Here is a 25,009-nt window from a genome sequence, read left to right on the forward strand (position 1 = left end):
ATTAACAAACAATTAACCAGAAAGTCAAACCAACGACTCCCAGCGGCTAACCGCACGAAAACATTTCCCCCACATCAGCCAACCAAACACATAAACTGCCTGGCCGCGCTGACCCCCGAATACATTACACACACCCCACCAAAGACACAAAACCCCAGGTAGATGGATATGAACTAGCGTTTTGCCTGTGGAGTAGAACGATTCATTAGGACCGACAGTCCCCACACCGTGACGAAAGCCGGTAGATTTCGCTCATCACTACCACCTTGGCGCCGGTTTCTACGCTCCCCTAAAACAACCAAGACTCCGGACTGACCAGGAGTCAATGATTCTGAAATCATCATTCTCCTAGCTTGCCCGGAGCCTTAGCCCAGCTACCTAAAAAGAATCAAGCTGCATAAACACCAATTGATCTAGAGGCCAACAACGCACCTACACGGAGACCAACCAGCGCTTACACGAACTTCACACCAGCGAAGTTCTTCTTACCGCGGCGCAGCACAATCCACTTGCCATGCAGCATGTCCTCGGCAGCCGGCTCCCACGCTTCGTCCTCGATGCGCTGGTTATTGGCGTAGGCGCCACCTTCCTTAATGGTGCGGCGTGCCTCGCCCTTCGACTTGGCAAGACCCGCAGCAACGAGAAGGTCAACAGCAGTACGTGGCTCGCCTTCGGCAATCTCCGCAACCTCGGTCTCGGAAACGGCACCTGCCAGAGTGGCCTCATCCAACTCGGTCAGCTCCGCGCGTCCAAACAGCGCCTGCGCCGCCAACTCGACAGCCTTGGTGGCCTCTTCGCCGTGAACCAGGTTGGTCATCTCCTGCGCCAGACGACGCTGCGCTTCACGCTTGAATGGACGCTCCGCAACAGCGACCTCGTACTCCGCAATTTCCTCCTGAGTCAGGAAGGTGAACCAACGCAGGTAGTCAATAACAACCGAGTCACCGGCATTGAGGAAGTACTGGTACCAGGAGTACGGCGAGGTCTTCTCAGCATCCAGCCACAACTTGCCACCACCGGTGGACTTACCGAACTTCTGACCTTGCGCATCGGTCACCAGCGGCACCGTCAGGCCGTGCACCTTGGCACCGTCGATACGCCTGTTCAAATCGACGCCAGAGACGATGTTGCCCCACTGATCGCCGCCGCCAATCTGCAGCACGCAATCGTAGTTGCGGCGCAGCTGCACGTAGTCGTTGGACTGCAGCAGCATGTAGGAAAACTCGGTGTAGGAGATACCGTCAGACTCGAGGCGACGCTTCACAGTGTCGCGGTCGAGCATGGTGTTGAGGGAGAAGTTCTTGCCGACATCGCGAAGGAAGTCAATGACGGACATGTTCATAGTCCAGTCCGCATTATTGACCATTGTCGCCGGGGCCTCGCCCTCAAAGTCAATGAAACGACGCAGCTGGCCCTTGATGGCCTCCAGGTTGTGCTCAATAGTGTCCTGGCTGAGCATCGAACGCTCACCGACATCACGCGGATCGCCAATGAAGCCCGTGGCGCCACCGGCCAGCGCAATTGGGTGGTGACCGGCCAGCTGGAAACGACGCAACATAATCATCGGAACCAGGTGGCCCGCGTGCAGCGAATCGCCCGTTGGGTCAAAACCGCAATACAGAGTAATGGGGTTTTCGCACGCCTCACGCAGCGCGTCAACATCGGTGGACTGATTAATCAGGCCACGCCACTGTAGTTCGTCGATAATGTTCTGTTCAGTCACGTCCCCTATCGTAACGTCTCGCTTGCCGACGTTCACCGCGAGGGTGACCTAGAACTCCTCAACGGCCTTCTTGTGGCGCCGATAGGCTGAGACGGAATCGTCCGGAAGCCACAGCCGCCAAGGCCGATTCGCCGCTCGCCGAACGCCCACACGCGGGCCCGCGTGGATGTCTTTATCCGGGTTGATGCTCTCTGGCTGCGCCACGAACACGCGTGACGACGGATCCAGCGCATCTGCCCCATAGTCATTTAAGTCAAGGCCAAGCGCCTGACCAACATTGCCCGGACCACGTCCGAGACCCGCAACCGCAGGTTTTTCACCGCGGCGACGGCGCACCGCATCCAGGCCCTGCTCAATGCGTACGGAGCGGACTAATACTCCCCCGCCCGTGCCGTCCGTAGCGCTGGTGATGTTGGCGCAAAAGTGGATGCCATAGGAGCGGTAGATATACCAATGCCCCGCCGGGCCAAACATGGCGCGATTGCGTGCGGTTGGCCCCATGAAGCAGTGCGCGGCCGGGTCAGGATAGCGCTGGTCAACTGGGCCACCATAGGCCTCGACCTCCGTGATGGTGGCGATAACATGCTCGGCGGGGATGACAATTACGCAGCCGAGCAGCGTCTTCGCAGCCTCAATCGGAGCTCCCGACAGCACAGTGCGGTCGAGGACGCTGTAGCCGTCGGGAAGCGAGAAAGGCAATTACTTGTCCCAGGCGATAGCTTCGTCGGAAAGCATGACGGGAATACCTTCGTCGATGCGGTAGGCGATCTTCAGACGGGGGTTGACCAGCACCTGCTCGTCTTCGAGGTATTCAAGCGGCCCCTTGTCACGCGGGCAAGCGAGGATATCAAGGAGTTTCGGATCAAGGCTCATAGTCCACTACCTTACCGAACTGAATTGCCAGGGTGTCACGCTGACCTTCCAAGGCAATCAGGTTGTCCTGACCGATGGCATCCTGAATCTTCCGCACTGCGGAATGCAGCAGCTCGATGGACTCCCGAGCCGGATCCTCGGCCTTATGACGCAGGCGCTCCGGGACTGCGAGGTAAGAGTTGACCGTCTGTGGCAAGTACTCCTCGATGATGCCGTCGATGACCACTTTCTGCTCGGGATAGTTGTTGAGATACTTCCACTCGCTAAGCACAGACTCGAGCGTCACGCCAAGCTCATATGCGGCTTCTCCCAGCTCTTCGCCAGGCTCCTGCTCAAAGAGTGTTCCCAATGTCCGGTGGAGGCTCCTGCGCAGCTCAACCGGATTGAGCGGACGGCGCTGAGCAACCGCAGGCTTCGGCGCCGAGCTAACGGACTTCTGAGCTCCCTTGCTCTGCCTCGGCAACAAAGCAACCGACGCGCCCCACGCGGCAATCGCAACAACCGGCCACAGGAAACCAAGCCCAACGATCAGGTGCAGCAGCACGACGGCGATGGCAAGGACGAGCCCGACAATGTTGGCGGGGCTGTTAAGAAAGCCACCGCCGGAGGAAGTGCCGGAGGATTTACTGGTAGCCACGAATCTCCTTGAACACATCAGCAAGCTCGGTCTCACGGGATTCAAAGACCTTACCACCAGTCAGGTTCGCAAGTTCCTGCATTTCTCTCGGGTCCGCTTCGCCATAACGGATGACGAATACCGGTGGCAGATTCCCGCCCTTGGACTGGTAGAAGTCGCGGAACTCCGCAAAGCTCTTGCCCGACGTCACCTGACCATCGGTCAGAACCACAATGGACGGGATGGAGTTCTTATCCGAGCTGCCGAGAAGGTCGAAGGCTTGGATCAGGGCGTCGTAAAGCGCGGTTTCACCTTCGGCAAGCAGTCCATCAACCGCGGCGGTGAGCTGAGCGCGCGATTCCGGACCGTCGATTGTCGTGGTCGTGGGCTCGCCGACGGACGTACTGAACGGCAGAATCGTCGCGATCTCCCGGTTTCGCAACCCCACACTTCCCGTCTCGGTGCGCGCGCTGCCGTCGACGATGGCGCGCATCGTCGCCTGCAAGTCCGCGATGCGGTCACCGAACATTGAGCCGGAGGTGTCGAGAACGAAGACCGACTCGCCGGGCACGCGCAGGTCATTGTCGTATGCCTCAATGAGGCGGTCCGTGACTGTGCGATCGCCCGGGAAAGGCAGCTCGATAATCACGTTGTTGGTCATGCTTTCCGGCAGGTTGGCGTCATCGGAGACCGGACGTAGAAAGTGATCGGCGAGAATCTGTGAGTTGGCTTCCAACCACTGTCCGAGTGCTTCCGTCTGCCGCGCGGCGAGGTCGTTGGCCGGCTGAGCTAGCGGCGTCAGCGGGTAATCCGCACTGATGACGCCGTCACTCGGAACAACAACTTCCAGGTCAGCGCCCTCTTTGTTCATTTGCTGCAACACAGCTTCATAGTTGATGAGAGCGTCGACGGAGTCCGGCTCGCCCAGGAATTTATCGCGCAGCCACCCCGACGAACCCGAAGTCATCTTCTGCCCCTCGAAGAACTTCTGCAGTTCAGGCGTGGTGCGGTTGATATCCCCCGTAGTCAGCGCCGATCCGGTGTCGGCGAACGCGGTCGCAACCGACACCACACCGGAAAAGCCCGAGTTCGATTCCGTGGGGTTGGTCATGCCGTAGGTCAATTTGCCTGACGACGCAGCCTCCGCGATCTCACCCCACGTCGGCTGCTTGGTATCCCAACCGAGTTCCCGCGCCTTGGACGAATGGATGCCAAATGCTACCGGTGAAGTGGCGACTTTCTTGGCTTCACCGAGCTTGTCAGCCCCGCCGAGAAGATCAACGTACCGGTTGGTAGCAAACCAGGTGGCATCAAATTGGTTGTCGAAGTCACCGTCGACAAGAGCGTGGCTGTTCTTCACAGTGCCGTCGAGAAGCTCGAGGTTGATAGTAAAGCCGAGGTCGTCGGAAGCCTTTTGCATCAGCGGCTGGAGCTCTGCAAGCTCCGTGGCCCCGGCGATGCGCATAGTCGAGCCCTTGAGGTCCGAATCGACATTGACCTTGTTCGTCTTCTCATCGTCGGAGCCCAGCGACAGGTTCAAGCCACCGTCGGAGCAGGCCGCGACAGTGAAGATGCCGAGCACACCGACGAGGGCAAGAAGCATTTTGCGGAGGGCAGTTGGTGCCTTGTACATGAACATTCTGCTTTACCCCTCTTCCGTTTCCGGCCTCGGCGGGCCCTGGTATCCGCGGGAAACACCCTCAATGAGCTGCTCGAGGATGTCGAAACTCGGCGGGTCAATGGAGTCCACAAAATCGGTGGAGACCTCCTGCCCCGTCTTCAACTGCGTCTGGAACTCCTCCATTGCCTCAGGCTGGCTGGATCGGTAACCGTGCTTTGCCGCCAGCTTCTGAAGCTCAGGGTCTTCAGCGAGAAGTCGCGCGACCGCAGCACCGTTGTCGTTAAAGCCCAATGCCACGTGAGTACTCAGAATCGTCGGCGATGGATACGCCAAGCGCATTTCCGGCTTCAATCGGCTGTTCTGGGCACCATCCTCCCCCAGGAATTGCGACTCGTAGACCATCACCATTGGCTTCGAACCGACGCCCTGCGAGAGGTAGTCCGAGAATGGCGCAGCCGACGAGGATTCCGTGTACCCCTGGCCGGTGAACAGCGGGGTGAGCTCTGGCAAGACCGCATTGACCTGCCCATTGTCGGACACAATCCGGCCTTCATTGGTAATCCAAGACATGAGCGACAAGTACATCGCGGCCGAGTTCGACGAACGAATGTCCGTCGTGGACATCTGCACCGTGCGTGGCGACGGATAATCGTTCTCCGCGAAGTCACGCCAGCGGACATTGTCGTGCTGCATCGTGGCCAGTGCTGCCATATCTACCTGCCACGTATTGCCCTGTTGACGAGCAACATTTTCCCGCTCCAGCGCCTGCAAGATGTTGTCGAAAGTAGCGATCGCCATCGGCGTATAGAAGACGTCGTACCGCTCAGCGCCGCTCATCTTCTCGGCAATTTTCTCCGCTGCCGGTGCCGACGACGGGAACGCCAAGTCGAAGGAATCCAGATCCACATCCGTGGCCATCCGACGCGAACCCGCCGTCTTTACTTCCACCACATAGCCGTGAGAGGCAAGAGCTTTCTGGACCTCTTTGTCTTCGAAGAAGGGCTTTTTCTCAGAGCCAACAATCGCCTTGACGACGGTCTTTTCACCACCGAAGAAATCACGGTTTCCTCCGGAGCTGCCACCAGAAAAACCTGGAATACTACCGCCACGACCGACATAGACTGCAACAGCCGCGATGACAATCAAAATGACTGCAAGAATTGCCCCCGGGCCCATGCACCCTTTCTTGCTACCACTCTGATTTTTATTTTTATCTCGTGAGCTGCGATTTCCACCGCTCGACCGCGTACTTTCCACCATGAAATTATGGTAAGAGACCCGGACAAACCTGGCAACAGATATAGAAATAATCAGTAATCTGCGTCACTTCAGGGGCACCCTGGCATTACTGGGTTACTGACGGCGGCGGGTCGATCCGAGTTACTGACTACGTTTATGACTGGCGGCGGCGGGTCAATCCGAGTTACTGACTACGTTTATGACAAAAATGGCCTGAAAAATGGCCTGAAAGTGTCATAAACTTACACAGTTTCACATTTGCAGCCCGTATTCGCACGTGGAGCCCGTAATTTTTCGGGTTGCCAGTTACCGAGGTTGCCAGTTGTCGGGTCATCAGTTGTCGGGTTGCTGGTTTTTCTACTTTCTCCCCGGGCTGTAAAAAATCGGCGTGCGGTCGATTGACCGCACACCGATTAATTAGCCGCGTTAGCTGAGCTAGCAGGTTGCCAGCTTTGCCAGTTTTAGCCGCGAACCGGCTTTTCAGCCCACTGCTTTAGCTCAGTGTTCTTCTCGTCGACGCGAGCGAGCTGCTCTGCAACACGGACACCCGCAGTGCCGCCGCGAGTATCGCGGGAAGCCACAGCGCCGTCGATAGTCAGCACTTCACGGACCTTCGGAGTCAGTGCCGGGTGGACACCGGCGAGGTCCTCGTCGGAAAGCTCGTCCAGACCGATACCGCCCTTGGACTCTGCGATGCGGACACACTGGCCGGATGCCTCGTGAGCGTCGCGGAACGGTACGCCCTCGCGGACCAGCCACTCAGCCAAGTCCGTGGCCAGGGTGTAGCCAGCCGGAGCGAGCTCGCGCAGACGGTCTTCGTGGAAGGTCAGCGTTGCCACTAGACCGGTCAAAGCCGGAAGCAGTAGGGTTAGCTGCTCGACCGAGTCCACCAGAGGCTCCTTGTCCTCCTGGAGGTCGCGGTTGTAGGCCAGCGGCTGAGCCTTCAGCGTGGCCATGAGCCCTGCAAGATTACCGATCAGGCGACCGGTCTTACCGCGGGTCAGCTCTGCCACGTCCGGGTTCTTCTTCTGCGGCATGATGGAGGATCCAGTCGACCAGGCATCAGCCAGAGTGACGTAACCGTACTCCGGGGTGGCCCAGTAGATGATTTCCTCTGCCAGGCGAGACATGTCCACGGCAATCTGGGCGAAGACGAATGCCGCCTCAGAGGCGAAGTCACGCGAAGAAGTGCCGTCAATGGAGTTGTCCGTGGCAGAGTCGAAGCCGAGCTCTTCAGCAATGGCTTCCGGATCCAAGTGCAGCGAGGACCCTGCGAGCGCACCAGAACCGTACGGGGACACAGCCAGTCGACGGTCGAGATCGCGGATGCGGTCCAGATCGCGCAGCAGCGGATGCGCGTGAGCCAGCAACTGGTGGGCCAGCAATACCGGCTGCGCTGCCTGGGAGTGGGTCTTGCCCGGCATGATGGCATCCGGATGTGCCTTGGACTGAGCCACCAGGGCGGCAACCAGGTCAGTGACATCCAGTGCGACGCCGCGCACGGCATCGCGCAGCCACATGCGGAACAGAGTTGCCACCTGGTCATTGCGGGAACGACCAGCGCGCAGGCGACCGCCGACCTCCGGGCCGACGCGATCAATCAGACCGCGCTCCATGGCACCGTGGACGTCCTCATCCGTCGGCTCCGGACCAAATTCGCCGGAGGCAACGTCGCGACCGAGCTGATCAAGGCCTTCGATCATGGTGTCAAAGTCGGCATCGCTGAGCAGCCCACGGGCATGCAGAACTCGGGCGTGAGCCTTGGACGCAAGAACGTCGTAAGGCGCGAGCACCCAGTCAAAATGGGTGGACTTGCTCAATGCGGCCATCGCCTCGGACGGGCCACCGGCAAAGCGGCCGCCCCACAGGGAGCCTTCGTTGGTACCGTGCTTTTCGACCATTGTCTTTTCCAATAGGCCTTTCGCTCTAGTCGCTCTGGAGAATCTTTACAGTTTGAAGTCGCGCTTTGCGGCCATCTTCGAGGACAGGCCGTGCAGCTCGACAAAACCGCGAGCCAGGGTCTGGTCGAAGGTGTCGCCCTCGTCGTAGGTAGCCAGGTTGAAGTCGTACAGCGAGGTGTTCGAGCGACGACCGTTGACGTTGCAGTGACCTGCGTGCATGACCATGCGGATGTCACCGGAAACGCCCTTCTGGGACTCCTCGATGAAGGCATCCAGCGCGCGCTTCAGCGGCGAGAACCACAGGCCGTCGTAGACCAGGTTGGCCCACTCGCCCTCGACCTGGCGCTTGTAACGAGCCAGCTCACGCTCAACGGTGACGTCCTCGAGCGCTGCGTGTGCGGCCATGATGGCAATTGCGCCCGGAGCCTCGTAGATCTCGCGGGACTTAATGCCGACCAGGCGGTCTTCAACCATGTCCAGACGACCGATGCCCTGAGCACCAGCGCGGCGGTTCATCTCTTCGATGGCCTCAAGCACGGAAACCATCTTGCCGTCGATGGCAGTCGGCTTACCATCCTCGAAGGAGATGATGACCTCGTCCGGGGAGCTGAAGTTCAGGGTCGGATCCTCGGTGTACGCGTAGACATCCTTGGTCGGTGCGTTCCACAGGTCCTCCAGGTAGCCGGTCTCAATGGCACGACCGAAGAGGTTCTGGTCAATGGAGAACGGAGAGGACTTGGACTGCTCAATTGGCAGACCCTTCTCCTCAGCGAAGGCAATAGCCTTGTCACGGGTCCAAGCGAAGTCACGAGCCGGAGCAATAATCTTCAGATCCGGGGCGGTGTTGGCGAAACCAACCTCGAAACGGACCTGGTCATTGCCCTTACCGGTGCAGCCGTGTGCGACGTGAGTGCCACCGAACTCCTCTGCAGCCTTCGCCATGTGCTTAACAATTAGCGGGCGAGACAGTGCAGAAACCAGCGGGTACTGCTTCATGTAGAGACCATTGGCCTTAATGGTCGGCAGGCAGTACTCCTCGGCGAACTCGTCCTTAGCGTCGACAACGACAGCTTCGACAGCGCCGGCGTCCAGAGCGCGCTGACGCACGGACTCCATGTCCTCGCCGCCCTGTCCGACATCGATGGAAACTGCGACGACCTCGCCGTCGGTCATTTCCTTGAGGTACGGAATAGCAACGGTGGTGTCGAGGCCACCAGAGTAAGCAAGAATAACCCGGTTGGTCATAGGGTAAGCGCTCCTTTAATCGGTGCTTTAAAGCATTTCGTGGAATAGTTTACTGGTTCGTTCCGGCGGCTAGACGCTGGGCTAGGTCAGCGCCGGAAAGTGGTTCTCTAGCCAGGCACATTACGGTGTCATCTCCCGCAATTGTGCCAACGATTTCTTTGAGTCCCGCACGGTCAATCACACTGGCTAGATACTGTGCGGCTCCCGGTGGTGTACGCACAACCGCGATGGTGCCCGAATGATCAATAGAGACCAGCAGCTCGTCTAAAACGCGCCGCATCCTGGCCACTGCCCCGCTGGAGACAGCGAGTGCATCTTCGACGATGGAATAACGCGAACCGTTGGCTCCATCGCGAATCTTTCGGGCGCCCAGCTCATCGAGGTCTCTGGACAACGTCGCTTGCGCAATCTCAATGCCTTCGTCGGCAAGCAGCTCGACGAGCTGAACCTGACTGGACACGTGATGCTGCGCCAGCAGGTCAGCGATGCGCGTCTGCCGAGCTGTGCGAGATCCTGGTTGTGCTGCGGTCATGACCTTACTGCCTCTCCACCAGCCAGGTCAGCAACGCCTTCTGAGCGTGCATGCGGTTTTCCGCCTCGTCGAAGACTACCGACTGCGGGCCATCGATGACCTCGGCAGTAACTTCGTTGCCACGGTATGCCGGCAGGCAGTGCAGGAAGATGGCATCCTCATTTGCCTTGGCCATCAGCTCAGCGTTGACCTGGTACGGCAGGAACGGAGTACGCCGATCCAGGCCGTCGTTCTCCTGCCCCATGCTGACCCAGGTATCGGTGATGACAACGTCGGCACCGGCAATGGCCTCATCGACGTCCGCGGTCACGGACACGGCCGCACCGGTCTGCTCCGCGACCTTCTTGGCGCGGTCGACGTAGACCTGCTCCGGCTGGAAGTCCTCCGGTGCACAGATGGTGACGTCCAGACCTGCGGTGGCGAAGCCCACGAGGTAGGAGTTGGCCATGTTGTTGGCACCATCGCCGAAGTACACAGCCTTCTTGCCACGCAGTCCCGCCTGGCCTTCCTCCGGGCACTTGTGCTCGATGATGGTCTGCAGGTCAGCGAGAATCTGGCACGGGTGGAACTCGTCGGAAAGCGCATTGACAATCGGCACCGTCGCGGTCTCAGACATGGCCTCCAGCCCTGACTGTGCGTAGGTGCGCCAGACAATTGCCGAGACAAAGCGGCTGAGCACAGCAGCGGTGTCCTGGTAGGTTTCGCCCTTGCCCATCTGGGAGTTTCCGGTTTCGACCACAATCGCGTTGCCGCCCAGAGCCGCAATACCAGCGTCGAAGGAGAAACGGGTACGAGTCGACGTCTTGTCGAACAGCACCGCAACCGACTGTGGCCCCTCAAACGGACGTCGGGAGTACGGCGCTACCTTCAGCTCTGCAGCCAACTGCAGCACCTCAGCCTGCTCCTGTGGAGTCAGGTCATCATCGGCGAGAAAATGACGGAGCATCAGTTTCTAATTCCTTCCTTTGTTGGCGACAGCCTCAACGGCGTCGTTCAGGCAGGCATCAATCAACTCGACGGCGCGGTTGACTTCCTCATCGCTGAGGTTCAACGGCGGCACAATACGCAGCACATTCGCCTGCGGAGCGTTCAGAATGACACCACGTTCATAACCGGCGTTAACCGCTTCCTTCGCCAGGTTCTCGCGCAGCACCAGTCCAAGCATGAAGCCGCGACCACGCACGTGATCGACATGGCTTAACGACGCGAGCTTGCGAGCCAGGACCTTGCCCTTCTCGGTGACTCGATTGAGCAGCTTTTCTTCTTCCAGCGTCTCGATGACGGCCAGGCCGGCAGCGGCACAGACCGGATTGCCACCAAAGGTGGTGCCGTGCGCACCAGGAGTAAACAGTTCCGCTGCGCGGCCGTTGGCGATGACAGCACCCAGCGGCAGGCCGCCGCCGAGCCCCTTCGCCAGGGTCATGACATCCGGCACGATGCCATCGTGCTGGTGGGCAAACCACTGGCCGGTACGGCCGATGCCGGTCTGTACTTCGTCGACAATCATGAGAACGTCGAAGCGCTTGGTCAGTTCGCGGACGGCAGCGAGGTATCCCTCTGGCGGTGCGACCACACCGGTCTCACCCTGAATTGGTTCCAGAATCACCGCAGCGACACCCAACGGATCGGATTCGATGGTCTTGGTGAGGAAGTCAATGTCACCGTACGGCACGAACTCGACTCCACCCGGCATCGGTTCGAACGGGGTGCGCTTGTCCGGCTGACCGGTCATGGCAAGTGCGCCCATGGTGCGGCCATGGAACCCGTGGTGGGTCGCGATAATGCGGTTGCGTCCCGTCAAACGTGCCAGCTTGAACGCGGCCTCATTGGCCTCGGTGCCGGAGTTGCAGAACATAATCCGGGTGTCATCAGTGTCCCAGCCAGTCAGCTCGATGAGCTTCTCGCCCAGTGCCAGCGGCGGCTCAGAGGCGAAAATGTTGGACACGTGCCCCATCGTGGAAATCTGCTTGGACACAGCTTCCACGATTGCCGGATGTGCGTGCCCCAACGCGTTGACTGCAATACCGGCGAGCAGGTCCAGGTATTCCTTGCCCTCGGAATCCGTGACAATAGCGCCCTTACCCTGCACAAGCTCAATGCGCGGCGTGCCGTAATTGTTCATCATCGTGTGTTGCCACTGCTGCTTGAAGTCGCTCATGTCGTCTTTCGACCTGCCTAACATGTATGTCGGTAAATTCTTGTCCGTCTTTTCTGCCTTATCCGGGCTCTACCATTGTGCCGATACCGCCGGAAGTCATCAGCTCCAGCAGCACCGAGTGCGGCTGGCGGCCGTCGATAACGTGGGCCGCAGGCACTCCCTGATCCACTGCGTTCAGGCAGGACTCCATCTTCGGAATCATTCCGGAATCCAGCGTCGGAAGGATTTCTCGCAGATGAGAAGTGGAAATCCTTGACACCAGCGAATCGCGGTTCGGCCAATCCGTGTAGAGACCCTCGACATTAGTCAGAATCACCAAACGGTTCGCGTTAATTGCCGATGCCAGTGCACCTGCTGCCGTGTCGGCGTTGATGTTGTAAACCTCTTTGCCGTCAGCGGACGGCGCAATCGTGGAGACCACCGGGATACGTCCTGCATCAATCAGGTCCAACAGCGTTTCCGAGTGCACCTCGGTGATATTGCCAACCAGCCCGATATCTGTCTCCTTGCCACCGACATTTACCGTGCGTCGAGTACCAGTGAACAGGCCACCGTCCTCACCAGAGGTACCCACTGCATAGGGGCCGTAGGCGTTGATGAGGTTCACCAGTTCGCGGCCGACCTGCCCGAAGAGCACCATGCGGACAATTTCCATGACCTCCGGAGTCGTGACGCGGAAACCGCCTCGGAACTCTCCTTCCAGCCCCAGGCGCTTGAGCATCGACGAAATTTGGGGGCCGCCACCGTGGACAACCACCGGCTTCACCCCCACGGTGCGCAGAAAAACCATGTCCTGCGCGAAGGCCTTCTTCAGTTTCAGGTCGGTCATCGCGTTACCGCCGTACTTGACCACCACAATCTTGTCGCGGTGGTGCTGCAGCCACGGCAGTGCTTCCGCCAGCACATGTGCCCGCTGTTCGAAGGACAGCCCTTCGGTCAACTGGTGAACCATTGCAGAGTCTCCTCAAAACCTTTACGACGAATATGCCGAGTTGATGTGAACGTAGTCGTGGGAAAGGTCAGTCGTACGAATCGTGGCCTCTTCCGGATTACCAGTACCGAGGTCAACCTCCACGGCAATGTCCTTGCCGGAGAGATCCACTTCACGAGCATCAGGCGTGCCACCGGTATCGCGACAGACTACATGACCGTTGAAGGAAACAGTGATGTGCTCCGGATCCATATCCACCGGTGCAGTGCCGACAGCCGCCAGCACACGACCCCAGTTCGGGTCCGAACCGAACATCGCACACTTGAAGAGGTTGTCGCGGCCGATGATTCGAGCAGCTACCAGGGCATCTTCCGCGCCACCGGTGCCACGCACGGTCACGGACACACGCTTGGTCACACCTTCGGCGTCCGACTGCATCTGGCGTGCGATGGAATCACACACACTGAGCACTGCCTGGTCGAGCTCCTCCTGCGAGGGCTTCACACCAGAGGCGCCGTTAGCCAAGATGATGACGGTGTCATTGGTGGATGTGGAGCCATCAATATCTAGGCGGTTAAACGTAACCTCGCTCGCCTTGGCAATAGCCTCGTGCGCCATTTCTGCGCTTACCGACGCATCCGTCGTAATCACACCGAGCATCGTGGCCATCGACGGGCTAATCATGCCAACACCCTTGCCCATAGCGCCGACAGTGAATCCGTCACCATGCGCAACGGCCTGCTTTGCCACCAAGTCAGTGGTCAAGATGGCTTCTGCTGCAGCCGTACCTGCGGCGGCATCGCTGCCCAGATTCTCACAAAGCTTCGGCACACCTGCCAGAACAATGTCCATCGGCAGCCGGTCACCAATCAAGCCGGTGGAGCAGGTACCAATCTCGGTAACATCGACGCCGAGCTCATCTGCGACCTTCTGGCAGACTTCGAGGGCGTCGGAAATACCCGGCTGACCATTGCAGGCGTTGGCATTGCCCGAGTTCAGCACCACAGCGGACAGCTTGCCGTCAGCGATGTGCTTCTTGGATACCGTCACCGGCGCAGCCTGGACACGGTTGGTAGTAAAGACAGCCGCGGCAGTCTTCTCCGGCCCCTGGTTTACGATGAGCGCCATGTCCGGGTTTCCGCTGACCTTGATGCCTGCAATGACACCACTGGCCACGAACCCCTGAGGTGCACATACGCCGCCTTCGTCACCAGCGACGTTGACGAGACCTTCTTTTTCTTCCTTCATCATGGGGCAACTCCTACCAATGGAAGTCCTGCAGTTTCATTCTGTCCAGTAACCAAATTCATGCACTGAACTGCGGCACCACCGGTGCCCTTTGTCAGATTGTCAATCGCCGAGGTCAGCACCAGACGCTTGGCGCGTTCATCTACCTCAACCTGAATCTGAACCAAGTTAGAGCCAATTACCGACTGCGTCTGCGGCTGCAGCCCTTCGGCCAACACCTGCACAAACGGCTCACCCTTGTAGAACTCGAGGTAGGCCTCCCGTGCGGTTGCCTCCGTCACCCCGTCGACAAGCGGAGCGGTGATGGTGGTGAGAATGCCGCGCGACGTCGGAGCGAGCACCGGCGTGAAGCTGACGGTGAGAGCCTCTGCGTACGGCTTGAGGTTTTGTAGGAACTCTGCGGTGTGGCGGTGCTTGCCCGCAGTGTTGTAGGCGCGGAGATTGCCCATGACCTCGGACCCGAGCAGGGGCACAGCTGCCTTCTTGCCCGCACCAGAGGTACCGGTGATAGAAACAACGGACAGATCCGGCTCGACCAGGCCCTTTGCAACTGCCGGCAGTGCCGTAATAGTCCCGCCAGTGGGGAAACAACCCGGCACAGCAATACGCTTGGAAGCAGCCACTACTTCCCTGTTGCCCGGCAGCTCCGGAATACCGTAAGTCCAGGTACCGGCGTGCTCCGAGCCGTAGTAGTGCTCCCACTCGTCGGCATCCTGCAGGCGGAAATCCGCGCCGCAGTCAATAATCACCGTGTCATCGCCCAACTGCTCTGCAATCGCAGCCGAATGACCGTGGGGCAGACCGAGGAACACCACGTCATGCCCAGCGAGTGTGTCACCATTAGTCGGCTCAATACGGCGGTCAGCCAAAGGTGCCACATGAGGCATAATATCGCCCACACGAGCACCCGCGTTGGATGCTCCCGTTAGTGCGCCGATGGTCAGTTCGCCGGAAAGATACGCCGGGTGCGACAACAGGAGGCGGAGGATCTCTCCTCCTGCGTAACCGGTCGCACCAGCAATGGCAACGGAAATACTCATGCCAAACATTCAACACTTTTATTCACTGCGTTGCAAGATATTCATAGAATTCGTTGCCAAAGTGCTGGAATTCTATCGATGTGACGTGAGTGAATTATGAATATAACGCCGTCGTCGGTACATACATCTGGTTCGCCGAGCCGGCCATTCAATCAGCGCGCCGGATTACTCAACGCCGGACTATTCAACTACGACGCTTGGCACCTGACTCATCACGCCATCTGCCCACTGCGCCACCGATGACGTCGTGGTGTAGAGATAGTAACCCGACTCCTCCGGTGCCACGCTGCCATCAAAAGCCACCGCGCCCGAGAACACCGCCGCTAGCTGGCCGTCGATAAAAAGCGGTCCGCCCGAATCGCCCACCTGCAACGCCGCGGGGCGCTCCATGCGCGCCAACACGGAGTCTTCCCGCACGCATTGTTGATACTTCACCGGACACATCGAAGCGGTGACGGTCGCCGACGGCAGCGTGCCGTCCGCAACATCGCCGAGCAGCGATCGCCCATAGACCGTGCCTGCCGTTTCTTGCTCCGAAAACGCTTGACGACGTTCCATTGCGGGATACTCCGGAAGAGCTGCGTCGCCCGCAAGGTGAACAAGCGCTACGTCACCGGTGGGTGCAATCTCCCAGCGATCAATCGGTACACGCCGGGCATCCGGACCGAAACCGACCTCGACTTCCCCAACCTGCTGCGGGACATCACGCACGCAGTGGGCTGCGGTCATTACCCACTGCGGGGCGATTGCAGTTCCCGTGCAAAAGTTTCCGGTATGGGGACTGGTCTGGACCATGATTGACACCACGGAGTCCGCCGCCACACTAGGCGCAGCAGCCTCCCCGCCAACCAGCGCAGCCGCACTCGGCACGCCGGTGAGCAACAGACCTGCCGTGACAGCAGCTGCCGCCACAGTCGCCGCAGACTTCGCGCTGCTCACCGCGCACGCCCCAACGCGCTGCTCTCGCACCTCTGCGCTATCCAGCCTGTTGTCGCGGTGCCGCAAGTTGCCAATCATGGGTATCTCTCCCCGGGGTCTCCCCTTTTAGCCGCGCAGCTGAGCGCCGTGACGGGTAGTGGCCAGCTCAATGGCCGCCTCGCGAGCTGCGGAAGCTTCCTCTTCCTTCAGCGTACGGTCCGGCGCGCGGAAACGCAGGGAGTACGCCAGTGAGCGAACGCCTTCGCCCATCTGCTCGGAACGGTAAACATCGAAGATACGAATGGATTCGAGGAGCTCACCGGCACCTTCCACCAGAGTCTTCTCCACCTCTGCGGCGGAGACCTCATCGCTGACAACAAGCGCGACGTCCTGGTGGACAGCCGGGAACGGGCTGAGTACCGGCGCCGGCAGGTGCTCCGTCACTGGCAGTGCATCGAGATTAATCTCCATCGCGCAGGTGCGCTCCGGCAGACCAGCGTCCTTGCACACCTTCGGGTGCAGCTCACCGGCGTGGCCGACGACCTCGCCGTCGACAAGCAGCTCAGCGCAGCGGCCCGGGTGCCACGGCAGCACCTCAGCGTTACGGATCTCCAGCTCGACGTTGGCAGCGCGGGCAACAATGCGCGCGGCTTCGATGGCGTCGGCGACGGTGTACGCGGCCTCGTCACCCCACGGGCTATCCAGGCGGATACGACCGCAGGCGACAGTGGCGACGTGCAGCGGCTGCTCCGGCAGCGACTCCAGCAGCTCGGCGCGCTCGGCCTCGCTCGGCAGACCCGCGGTAGACGGCATCGGCGAGACACCGTTACCGCGCTCGATGGATACCTGCTCCACACCGTAGAGCGATAGGTCGACCTGGCCGCGAGCAACATTGCGCTTCAGCGATTCAAGCATGGACGGCAGCAGAGTCGTGCCCAGCTGAGCGTGGTCGGACTCCAACGGGTTGATGACCTTGACGGTGTTACGACGCGGGTCATCAGCGTCCAGGCCCCAGACGTCGAAGACATCGTTGGCAATGAACGGTGTCGGCAGAATCTCCAGGTAGCCATTGTGAGCCAGCGCGTGGCCGACGAAGCGGCGACGCAGCTGACGCTCGGTCAGACCGCGACCGGCCGGGGCGATTGGGAGGATAACCGGAATGTCTTCCAGGCCCTCCAGTCGCAGGATTTCCTCAACCAGGTCAGCGGACATGGTCAGGTCCGAGCGCCAGGTCGGCGGAGTGACAGCCAGGCGGTCACCGTTGTCGACGACCTCGCAGCCGACCTCGCGCAGGCGTCCAATGACGGTCTCACGCGGGTAATCAACGCCCGCAACTTCGCTGGCGCGGTTGACGGCAAAGTCAATAGTCGGCATGGTGGCAACCTCACCGAGCAGGGTGCGACCAGTGTCGATAGTGCCGCCGGCGATGTCAGCGAGCAGCTGGCAGGCCAGATCCAGAGCCGGCTCGACCAGAGCGGTGTCCACGCCGCGCTCGAAACGTCGTGAAGCCTCGGAGCTCAGCTTGTGGCGGCGACCACTGCGGAAGACATGCAGCGGCGACCAGTTGGCGGCCTCGAAGACCACATCGGTGGTGTCGTCGGCGATCTCGGAGGTGAGACCACCCATGATGCCGGCCAGCGACTGAATACCATTGTCGTCGCAGATGACAACGTCTGCCGTGTCGAGCTTGCGGTCCACGTGGTCGAGAGTGGTCAGAGTCTCGCCGGCCTTAGCGTTGCGGATGTGCAGGCCACCAGCGATCTTGGAACCGTCGAAAGCGTGCATCGGCTGACCGAGCAGTAGCATCACATAGTTGGTGACGTCCGTGGCCACGTTGACCGGACGCTGACCAGCCAGCAGCAGGCGGCGACGCATCCACCACGGGGTCTCGGCGTTCGGGTCGATGCCGGTGACTCGGCGCAGACCAAAGCGGCGGGTGTCGGTGTCCTCGTCGATAGTGACGTTCAGGACCTCACCTTCGACCGGCAGCTCGTTGACCTTGGCTGGATCGGCGAAGTCGAGGTTGAAGGCGGAGCAGATCTCGCGGCCCAGACCGCGGGCCGACAGCGCGTAACCGCGGTCCGGGGTGATGTTGACCTCGAACTTCTCGTCATCGAGACCGATGAATTCCTTGGCGCACGAACCCAGCTCAGCTGGGGCCGACGGCAGCGTCAGAATACCGGCGGAGGAATCGGTCATACCCAGCTCAGCTTCGGAGCAGAGCATGCCGTTGGAAACCTTGCCGTAAGTCTTCCGTGCGGAAATCTCGAACCCACCCGGCAGCACGCAGCCCGGCAGCGCGACGATAACAATGGAGCCCTCTTCGAAGTTGCGGGCACCACAGATGATCTCCTGCAGCTCGCCGGTGCCATTGGCATCACCGACATTGACCTGACAGAAGCGAATTGGCTTCTTAAAGCCCTCGAGCTCCTCAATGTGGTCGACGCGACCGAAAACCAGCGGCCCCTCGACCTTCTCCAGCGGCTCGTGCCCCTCGGTTTCAAAACCAACGCGGACAAAGCCCTCATCCAACTCGTCCGGGGTAACGGACCAGTCCGGGTTGATGGTGTTCTCTGGGCCGCGAACGATTTCAGTGACCCACGACTGTGGAATGAACATGTAAGTAAAACTCCTATCTGTAGGTCAGTGAATTAGCCGCGGATACCGAACGGCTGCGTGAAGCGGACGTCGCCTTCGACCATGTCGCGCATGTCAGTCAGGCCATTGCGGAACTGCAGGGTGCGCTCCAGGCCCATGCCGAACGCGAAGCCCGAGTACACCTCCGGGTCAATGCCAGAGGCCCGCAGCACGTTCGGGTTGACCATGCCGCAGCCGCCCCACTCGATCCAGCCAGCGCCACCCTTTTTATTCGGGAACCAGACGTCAACCTCAGCGGACGGTTCAGTGAACGGGAAGTAGTTGGTGCGCATGCGGGTCTTGGTCTCCGGACCGAACAGCGCCTTTGCCATGTGATCCAGCGTGCCGCGCAGGTGCCCCATGGTCAGCCCCTTGTCCACAGCGAGTCCCTCCACCTGGTGGAAGACCGGGGTGTGGGTGGCGTCGAGCTCATCGGTGCGGAAGGTACGGCCCGGGCAGATAACGTAAATCGGCAGGTCACGTGACTGCAGAGTGCGAACCTGGACCGGCGAGGTGTGCGTACGCAGCACCTGCTTGGATCCTTCCGGCGCAATGTGGAAAGTATCCTGCAGAGTACGAGCCGGGTGATCCGGCAGGAAGTTCAGCGCGTCAAAGTTGAAGTACTCGGCTTCGACCTCTGGGCCCTCGGCGATTTCCCAGCCCATGCCCACGAAGATGTCACCAATCTGCTCGGACAGGATGGTAATTGGGTGCATACCGCCACGCTGACTCTGCGTGGTGTCCACCGACACGTCGATACGCTCCGCGACCAGGCGACGCGCGTTTTCCTCTTCCTCCAGCACTGCAAGACGCTCAGCATAGTGCTTTTCGACGGCTCCGCGAACAACATTTACGCGACGACCAGCATCCTTGCGCTCAGCCTTCGGAATGGAGCCCAGCGCGCGGCGAGCCTGCGGAATGTAGCCTTCATCCCCCAAGTGCTCACGGCGGGCGGCAGAAAGCTCATCCAGGTTGCCGGCAGCATCAAAGGCATCCGTGGCCTTCTGCGCAGCCGCCTGGAGGGCGTCCTCGGAAAGATCGATAGGATTTGGCGAATCGCTCACGTGTCAACCACTTCTATATAGGACTATCAGTTCTTGTGATGGAACAATCATAGTCGAGGATAACTGCACACGTGCACGCACCTCACCATCGAGGTTTCCTACTTACCCCGGACCGTCTCCCACAGGCACATGGCCGCTGCGGTGGCGAGGTTCAACGACTCCGCCTCGCCCTTAATAGGGATGGACACACTTGCCCCCGCCGAGGCCGTAATCTCCTCCGACAGGCCATGTGCTTCGTTGCCGAAAAGCCAGGCGACGGGACCGTCGGGAAGCGCATCAACGCCGAGAGTGAGAGCGCCATCCATCGCCGTGGCGAGGGCGGTAAAGCCCGCTTCCCTAACTCTCTCCATAACGACGTCAATATCGCGCTCGCGTGCGACAGGGGTATGAAAAACAGAACCTGCCGAGGAACGCACAGCCTTCGAGTTCAAAGGATCGACCGAATCGCCAGCAAGGATAACCGCGCCAGCTCCGAGAGCATCAGTCATACGCACAATCGTGCCGACATTACCCGGGTCATTGCACTCCACCGGAATCACCAAACAGCCGGACTGCTTTCCAACCTCAATCGCCTCTTCCAACGAAGTGGACACCGCACCTGTGTCGCAGACGGCGAAGAGTCCGGTGGTGGTGACAGTTTCGCTCAAAGAGCGGGCGGCGGAGTCGTCGATAAGCGAAACAGACTTACGCTGCGTCCCCGATTCGAGATACCCCGTGAGCAGCTCGCGGAACTGCTCGGCGGCGGCAGCGGTGACGAAGATTTCCACGACAGCCTCTGCGCGGATAGCTGCATCGACGGAATTGAAGCCCTCAATGAGGAAGCGACCGGTCTTCTTCCGCTTGGCCGCACGGTGGAGCTGAATAGCCGCCGAGACTCGCGGAGTGCGAGGAGTAAACGGCTCGTCGTTGAAGTACAGCGCAGAGTTCATAGTGATTAATCCTAGTGATGCGGCTCGGGATTCATAACCGCCAGCAAGCCAGTGCGGATACGAAAAACCACCGCCGAGGTTATTCGTTAACCCAATCGACGGTGGTTTTTCAAAGATGTTGGCAGGCACACTGCCAGTCGCAGGCGCTTGCCGACGCTACGTACGAGTTACCTCGTAACTGCTTTACTTAGCAGCAGGAGCGTTGACGTCCTCCGGCAGAGCGTCCTTAGCGACCTTGACCAGAGCAGCGAATGCCTGTGGGTCGTTGACAGCCATCTCAGCCAGGTTCTTACGGTCAACCTCAACGCCAGCCAGGTTCAGACCCTGGACGAAGCGGTTGTAGGTGATGTCGTTAGCGCGGGCAGCAGCGTTGATACGCTGAATCCACAGACGACGGAACTGACCCTTACGGTGGCGGCGATCGCGGAACTCGTAGGTCTTGGAGTGGAGCATCTGCTCCTTGGCCTTGCGGTACAGGCGGGAGCGCTGACCACGGTAGCCCTTTGCGGAATCGAGAACTTCGCGACGCTTCTTCTTAGCGTTAACAGACCGCTTCACACGTGCCACGGTGATACTTCCTTTTCGTTGTCTTTAAGAACTAGTGAAATTAAGAGGGCGATTGCCCTGGGACGAGGCTTGAAAAACTAAGCCTTGCCCAGCAGACGCTTGACGCGCTTGACGTCCGACTTAGCAACGTCCGTGGTGCCCTTCAGGCGACGGGTACGAGTGGACGGCTTGCCCTCCAGGAGGTGGCGGCGGTTAGCCTGCTCGCGGCGCAGCTTGCCGGAACCGGTAACCTTGATGCGCTTTGCGGTGCCCTTGTGGGTCTTCTGCTTCATGTTAAAACTCTCCCCTACCGATCTTTGACGCTCGTGGCGCAAAAATCTCGTTTACAACCATTTCTGGTCAGGTCGGTTACTTCTTACCCTTATTCCGAACCGGCCCCAGGACCATAGTCATGTTGCGACCGTCCTGCTTCGGGCGAGACTCGACAATGCCGTACTCTTCGACATCGGCGGCCAGACGCTCCAACAGGCGGAATCCCAGTTCTGGACGAGACTGTTCACGGCCACGGAACATAATCGTGACCTTGACCTTCGAACCCTTCTCCAAGAAACGAACAACGTTGTTCTTCTTGGTTTCGTAGTCGTGGTCATCAATCTTCGGACGGAACTTCTGCTCCTTGACCACAGTCTGCTGCTGGTTCTTTCGAGCCTCGCGTGCCTTCTGGGCTTGTTCGTACTTGAACTTGCCGTAGTCCATAATCTTGGCGACCGGCGGCTTTGCTCGCGGAGCAACCTCAACCAGGTCAAGGTCTGCTTCGTAAGCGAGCTTGAGTGCGTCACCGGTGCGGACAACGCCCACCTGCTCACCATTCGGTCCTACAAGGCGGACTTCCGGTACTCGAATATCCTCGTTAATACGAGCTTCAGCGCTGATGTGGCCTCCTAGGTTGAACCTGAACAATCTTCGTTTCAAACCGCGATAGCAAGCGGGAAAGGAAGAAAAGCCACGCGTCCACAGCGGATTACTACACACTGTATAAGGACGCCTTCCAATCGTGCGATGTGACATCACCGATTAGGGTGGACCCCGGCGCTACCGTAATTCTTTGGCGCACCTAGGGTGGGACTTAAATCCTCTTCGCTGCCGAATGCAACTAAATGCTCCCCGAAGGCAGCAAGCATCGCATTCTGGCGGTCGTAGACGAGATGTTAACACAGCTGTTCTCGCATACCAAAACCGGCTCTCACTCCGGGTTATTCACCATCGGTACCCGACGCGATACCAAGCGTCAAAAAAAGTGCAATCCGAATTGTAATCAGATTGGTAGATTCTCTCCATAGTTTTTAGGCCAAACACGATTAAAGTCGTCACCATGAATACTGGCTCCAACGGCTTTGGCCCTAAAGCCGAGAACACCAATCCTAATCAGCATTCCGCCCGATACGGCAAGCCACCGACCGGCGATTTTGTCCTGACCGGCGACTCCGTCTCAGAGCTTTCCCATGCTCTGGCAGATCTCGAGGCTAGCTCGCTTCGGCTGGCTCAGCTCACCCGTACTTGGCAGGTGCGCCTTTCTCAGGAAAGCGGGCAAGCGCCGACTGGACCGCACGCGCCTCACACTACGGGAGCGGAATCTGCGCCAGCACCTCAAGCGCCGCCCCATGCTGCACCCCAAGGGGCACATCAACACAGCCCGCAACCACCGCCAGCGTCTACTCCATCACTAGACCAGGCACCTCCTCCCCGTTGGGAATCGCAGGCTGAGCAGGCACTGACCACACCGCAGTATCCCCAGCAGCCTCAGCAGATGCAGGTGCCACCACCGCCAACACAAGCGGACTGGCGGAATCAACCAGCTCCCCTGCCACAGAGCGACGCAGCTGCGCAGCCGATGTTCGGATTCCCCTCTGCCCACCAATGGCGGCGGGATTCAAAGTCGCCACAGTCTTCTCCCACAGACTCCACCCCGCCACCGAAGCTGCCAGAGGCATCGCGCGAACCTCGCGAGCCCTGGTGGCGCAACGAGAAGTCAATCATCAGAATCATCGCCATCTTCGGTGGTCTCATCACCGCTGCCGGTATCGCGTTTTTCGTCGCGGTCGCAATCCAATCCGGCCTGATTGGACCGGCCGGTCGTGTGGTCCTGGCTTACTTGTTGGCCGCCGTGCTCGCGATCGCGGCTGTGCGAGCGCACCGTCGTCAAGCACCGCCTGCTGGCGTGACGGCGTTGATTGCGACATCACTAGCCGCTGCGCACCTGACAACGATGTCGATGTCCTACCTCCTCGACTGGATTCCGGTGGCGGCGACGCTGGTCATCATGTTGCCTTTCGCTGCAGTCGGTCTATACGGCGCGCGGTGGACGAAGTCGAGTGCAACCGCGGCGTGGACAATCACAATCAACACCGGATTAATGCTGTGGGCGACGATCGGCCTCGACTTCCACGCCCGCCCGCTGAGCTCCTCGCTCGCGCAAATCACCCTTCAACTGATGGTCATCGCCGCTATCGTCTGCCCCCTGAACGTCCCCTTCCGGAAGTACGTAGTCGCATTCCTGCTCGGCGCAAACGTTCTCATCGGCGTAATCACGACCAACAATGCACTGGTGATGCCCGCAATCGCCGCACTCACCATTGCCCTTTTCGTGTTTGCCCAGTTCGGCCCGCTGGCGATGGCTCGCCAACTCACTCCCGAGCTTGACGACGAGCCTTCGGAAACCAGCACCTGGGAAGACGATCTGGTCACCATCACGTCAGTAGTTGCCTTCTCGACTCCGGTTGTAGCTGCAGTCCCAATGGTCAACGCCACACAGTCCGCCTCCAGCCTCTGGCTGCTGTTCTACGGCGGATTCGTGCTGTTCATCGCAATTGCTGCAGTATTCCTTTGGAACCGTGCCATCTTCCGCTATCTCGCCCCAATGGCCTTGGCCACGGCAATTCTGCCCTGGCTAGCGCTCGCGGTGGCAGGCCCGGAAAGGAGCTCAGGAGCCGATACTGGAACCCACACTTGGGGTCTCATCCCAATCTCCATCGGTGCCGCGCTCTTTGTCTGGGCGCTGGCCACAGCACCGAAGCACGGCGCGATTGGCGCACGACTACAGGCTCCTGAACCAACCCAGGATGCCGTGGCACCATATACAAAGATTGCGGCACTGACCTGGCTGCTCGGCGCAACGGTAGTACACCTCTACATCCTGCCCGCAGCGTTGAATGCCGGTGCCGCAGCTGATTACTCGGCAACGTGGGCAGAAACGCTTTCGCTGTTGTTCCTGCTGTGCGCCGATGTCGGCCTGGCCGTGACGGCAGCGAGGTCGCAGCTACCGCCAGCTTTTGCACTGATTGGCCTGGCTGCACTGGGTATGCCATTTATCGTGCTGCTCACGACTATTGGCGTGAGCTTCAACGCCGCACACATGTTGCTGAGTATTTTCTGGGCCACGATTGCCGGCATGCTGGTGCTATCGAAGAGGTTCCACCACATTCCGGCGCGACTGGCAGCGGGTTTGACGATTGCGGCGCTGTCTATCGTCAAGCTGATCTTCTACGACATGGCAACGCTCGATGGCGTTATCCGCGCCTTGGCGTTCCTCGGCTGTGGTCTGATTCTGCTGGCCATGGCGGTCTCCGGGGCGAAGCAGAAGAGTGCCGAGGAGCCGGCGGCACCGGAGCGTGACGGCACCGCCAGCGATACTGACGCTGCCGGCGCTGCTGCCGACGCTGCCGGTGCGAGCGGCGCAGCAGATGCCGACCCCGCTGCTGACAGAATGGAAGGCATCACCCGCACCGACGGTCCTGGAATTTCCGACGGAAACGAGCCGACTACCTAAG

General features: G+C 59.7%; 22 protein-coding genes. 1 reads left to right on the forward strand and 21 read right to left on the reverse strand.

Annotated features, from left to right (window positions below; all coding sequences use genetic code 11):
• Positions 1-454 precede the first annotated feature (454 nt).
• The 21 genes from tyrS to infC all read right to left on the reverse strand — a co-directional run bounded on the left by tyrS (position 455) and on the right by infC (position 22,142).
• Positions 455-1,723, reverse strand: a complete 1,269-nt coding sequence (gene tyrS / locus QP978_RS09640) for a tyrosine--tRNA ligase (RefSeq protein ID WP_284857116.1) — start codon at positions 1,721-1,723, stop codon at positions 455-457.
• Between the two features lie 48 nt (positions 1,724-1,771).
• A complete protein-coding gene (locus QP978_RS09645) occupies positions 1,772-2,422 on the reverse strand; it encodes a DNA-3-methyladenine glycosylase (protein WP_284857117.1) in 651 nt (216 codons plus the stop codon).
• Positions 2,423-2,596 carry a Trm112 family protein gene (locus QP978_RS09650; protein ID WP_005511714.1) on the reverse strand — a complete coding sequence of 58 codons (174 nt, stop codon included), beginning with the start codon at positions 2,594-2,596 and terminating at the stop codon, positions 2,423-2,425.
• On the reverse strand, positions 2,586-3,233 hold the full coding sequence (locus QP978_RS09655; RefSeq protein WP_070607839.1) for a hypothetical protein: 648 nt from the start codon (positions 3,231-3,233) through the stop codon (positions 2,586-2,588). Before QP978_RS09655 ends, QP978_RS09650 begins: the two co-directional genes overlap by 11 nt.
• Positions 3,220-4,845 carry a VWA domain-containing protein gene (locus tag QP978_RS09660; RefSeq protein WP_284857118.1) on the reverse strand — a complete coding sequence of 542 codons (1,626 nt, stop codon included), beginning with the start codon at positions 4,843-4,845 and terminating at the stop codon, positions 3,220-3,222. Before QP978_RS09660 ends, QP978_RS09655 begins: the two co-directional genes overlap by 14 nt.
• Before the next feature lie 12 nt (positions 4,846-4,857).
• Positions 4,858-6,009 carry a hypothetical protein gene (locus tag QP978_RS09665; RefSeq protein WP_284857119.1) on the reverse strand — a complete coding sequence of 384 codons (1,152 nt, stop codon included), beginning with the start codon at positions 6,007-6,009 and terminating at the stop codon, positions 4,858-4,860.
• 524 nt (positions 6,010-6,533) lie between these two features.
• Positions 6,534-7,973 (reverse strand): argininosuccinate lyase, encoded by a 1,440-nt coding sequence (argH, locus tag QP978_RS09670; RefSeq protein ID WP_016422893.1) that lies wholly within the window; start codon positions 7,971-7,973, stop codon positions 6,534-6,536.
• A gap of 45 nt (positions 7,974-8,018) precedes the next feature.
• Complete coding sequence (locus QP978_RS09675; protein WP_070566256.1) at positions 8,019-9,218, reverse strand: argininosuccinate synthase; 1,200 nt, start codon at positions 9,216-9,218, stop codon at positions 8,019-8,021.
• A gap of 49 nt (positions 9,219-9,267) precedes the next feature.
• Positions 9,268-9,750 carry an arginine repressor gene (locus tag QP978_RS09680; RefSeq protein WP_005511719.1) on the reverse strand — a complete coding sequence of 161 codons (483 nt, stop codon included), beginning with the start codon at positions 9,748-9,750 and terminating at the stop codon, positions 9,268-9,270.
• A 4-nt stretch (positions 9,751-9,754) separates the two neighbouring features.
• On the reverse strand, positions 9,755-10,696 hold the full coding sequence (gene argF, locus QP978_RS09685) for an ornithine carbamoyltransferase (protein ID WP_284857120.1): 942 nt from the start codon (positions 10,694-10,696) through the stop codon (positions 9,755-9,757).
• 6 nt (positions 10,697-10,702) lie between these two features.
• Entirely contained in the window at positions 10,703-11,908 is a 1,206-nt protein-coding gene (locus tag QP978_RS09690) for an acetylornithine transaminase (protein WP_070605568.1), read from the reverse strand.
• Positions 11,909-11,966: 58 nt separating this feature from the next.
• Positions 11,967-12,860, reverse strand: coding sequence for an acetylglutamate kinase (argB, locus tag QP978_RS09695; RefSeq protein WP_016422897.1), 894 nt, complete (start codon positions 12,858-12,860; stop codon positions 11,967-11,969).
• Between the two features lie 21 nt (positions 12,861-12,881).
• Positions 12,882-14,090 carry a bifunctional glutamate N-acetyltransferase/amino-acid acetyltransferase ArgJ gene (gene argJ, locus QP978_RS09700; RefSeq protein ID WP_016422898.1) on the reverse strand — a complete coding sequence of 403 codons (1,209 nt, stop codon included), beginning with the start codon at positions 14,088-14,090 and terminating at the stop codon, positions 12,882-12,884.
• Positions 14,087-15,127, reverse strand: coding sequence for an N-acetyl-gamma-glutamyl-phosphate reductase (gene argC, locus QP978_RS09705; protein ID WP_176719137.1), 1,041 nt, complete (start codon positions 15,125-15,127; stop codon positions 14,087-14,089). The genes argJ and argC overlap by 4 nt, the downstream gene beginning before the upstream one ends.
• A 180-nt stretch (positions 15,128-15,307) precedes the next feature.
• Positions 15,308-16,144 (reverse strand): trypsin-like serine protease, encoded by an 837-nt coding sequence (locus QP978_RS09710; protein ID WP_049193942.1) that lies wholly within the window; start codon positions 16,142-16,144, stop codon positions 15,308-15,310.
• Positions 16,145-16,171: 27 nt separating this feature from the next.
• Positions 16,172-18,664, reverse strand: coding sequence for a phenylalanine--tRNA ligase subunit beta (gene pheT / locus QP978_RS09715; protein ID WP_284857121.1), 2,493 nt, complete (start codon positions 18,662-18,664; stop codon positions 16,172-16,174).
• A gap of 32 nt (positions 18,665-18,696) precedes the next feature.
• On the reverse strand, positions 18,697-19,746 hold the full coding sequence (gene pheS / locus QP978_RS09720) for a phenylalanine--tRNA ligase subunit alpha (RefSeq protein WP_016422902.1): 1,050 nt from the start codon (positions 19,744-19,746) through the stop codon (positions 18,697-18,699).
• Between the two features lie 98 nt (positions 19,747-19,844).
• The gene (locus QP978_RS09725; RefSeq protein WP_284857122.1) at positions 19,845-20,675 is read right to left on the reverse strand and encodes a TrmH family RNA methyltransferase; all 831 of its coding nucleotides are present in this window, start codon (positions 20,673-20,675) and stop codon (positions 19,845-19,847) included.
• Between the two features lie 183 nt (positions 20,676-20,858).
• Positions 20,859-21,242 (reverse strand): 50S ribosomal protein L20, encoded by a 384-nt coding sequence (gene rplT, locus QP978_RS09730; protein ID WP_016422904.1) that lies wholly within the window; start codon positions 21,240-21,242, stop codon positions 20,859-20,861.
• Positions 21,243-21,319: 77 nt separating this feature from the next.
• Complete coding sequence (rpmI, locus tag QP978_RS09735) at positions 21,320-21,514, reverse strand: 50S ribosomal protein L35 (protein WP_005511726.1); 195 nt, start codon at positions 21,512-21,514, stop codon at positions 21,320-21,322.
• Positions 21,515-21,590: 76 nt separating this feature from the next.
• Positions 21,591-22,142: a translation initiation factor IF-3 gene (infC, locus tag QP978_RS09740; protein WP_172954614.1), complete on the reverse strand. Its 552-nt coding sequence runs from the start codon at positions 22,140-22,142 to the stop codon at positions 21,591-21,593.
• Positions 22,143-22,554: 412 nt separating this feature from the next.
• Between infC and QP978_RS09745 the strand changes: the two genes are divergently transcribed.
• A complete protein-coding gene (locus tag QP978_RS09745; protein ID WP_284857123.1) occupies positions 22,555-25,008 on the forward strand; it encodes a DUF2339 domain-containing protein in 2,454 nt (817 codons plus the stop codon).
• The last annotated feature ends 1 nt before the right edge of the window (position 25,009 follow it).

The organism is Corynebacterium sp. MSK035, from assembly GCF_030232615.1.
Taxonomy (GTDB): Bacteria; Actinomycetota; Actinomycetes; order Mycobacteriales; family Mycobacteriaceae; genus Corynebacterium; species Corynebacterium jeikeium_D.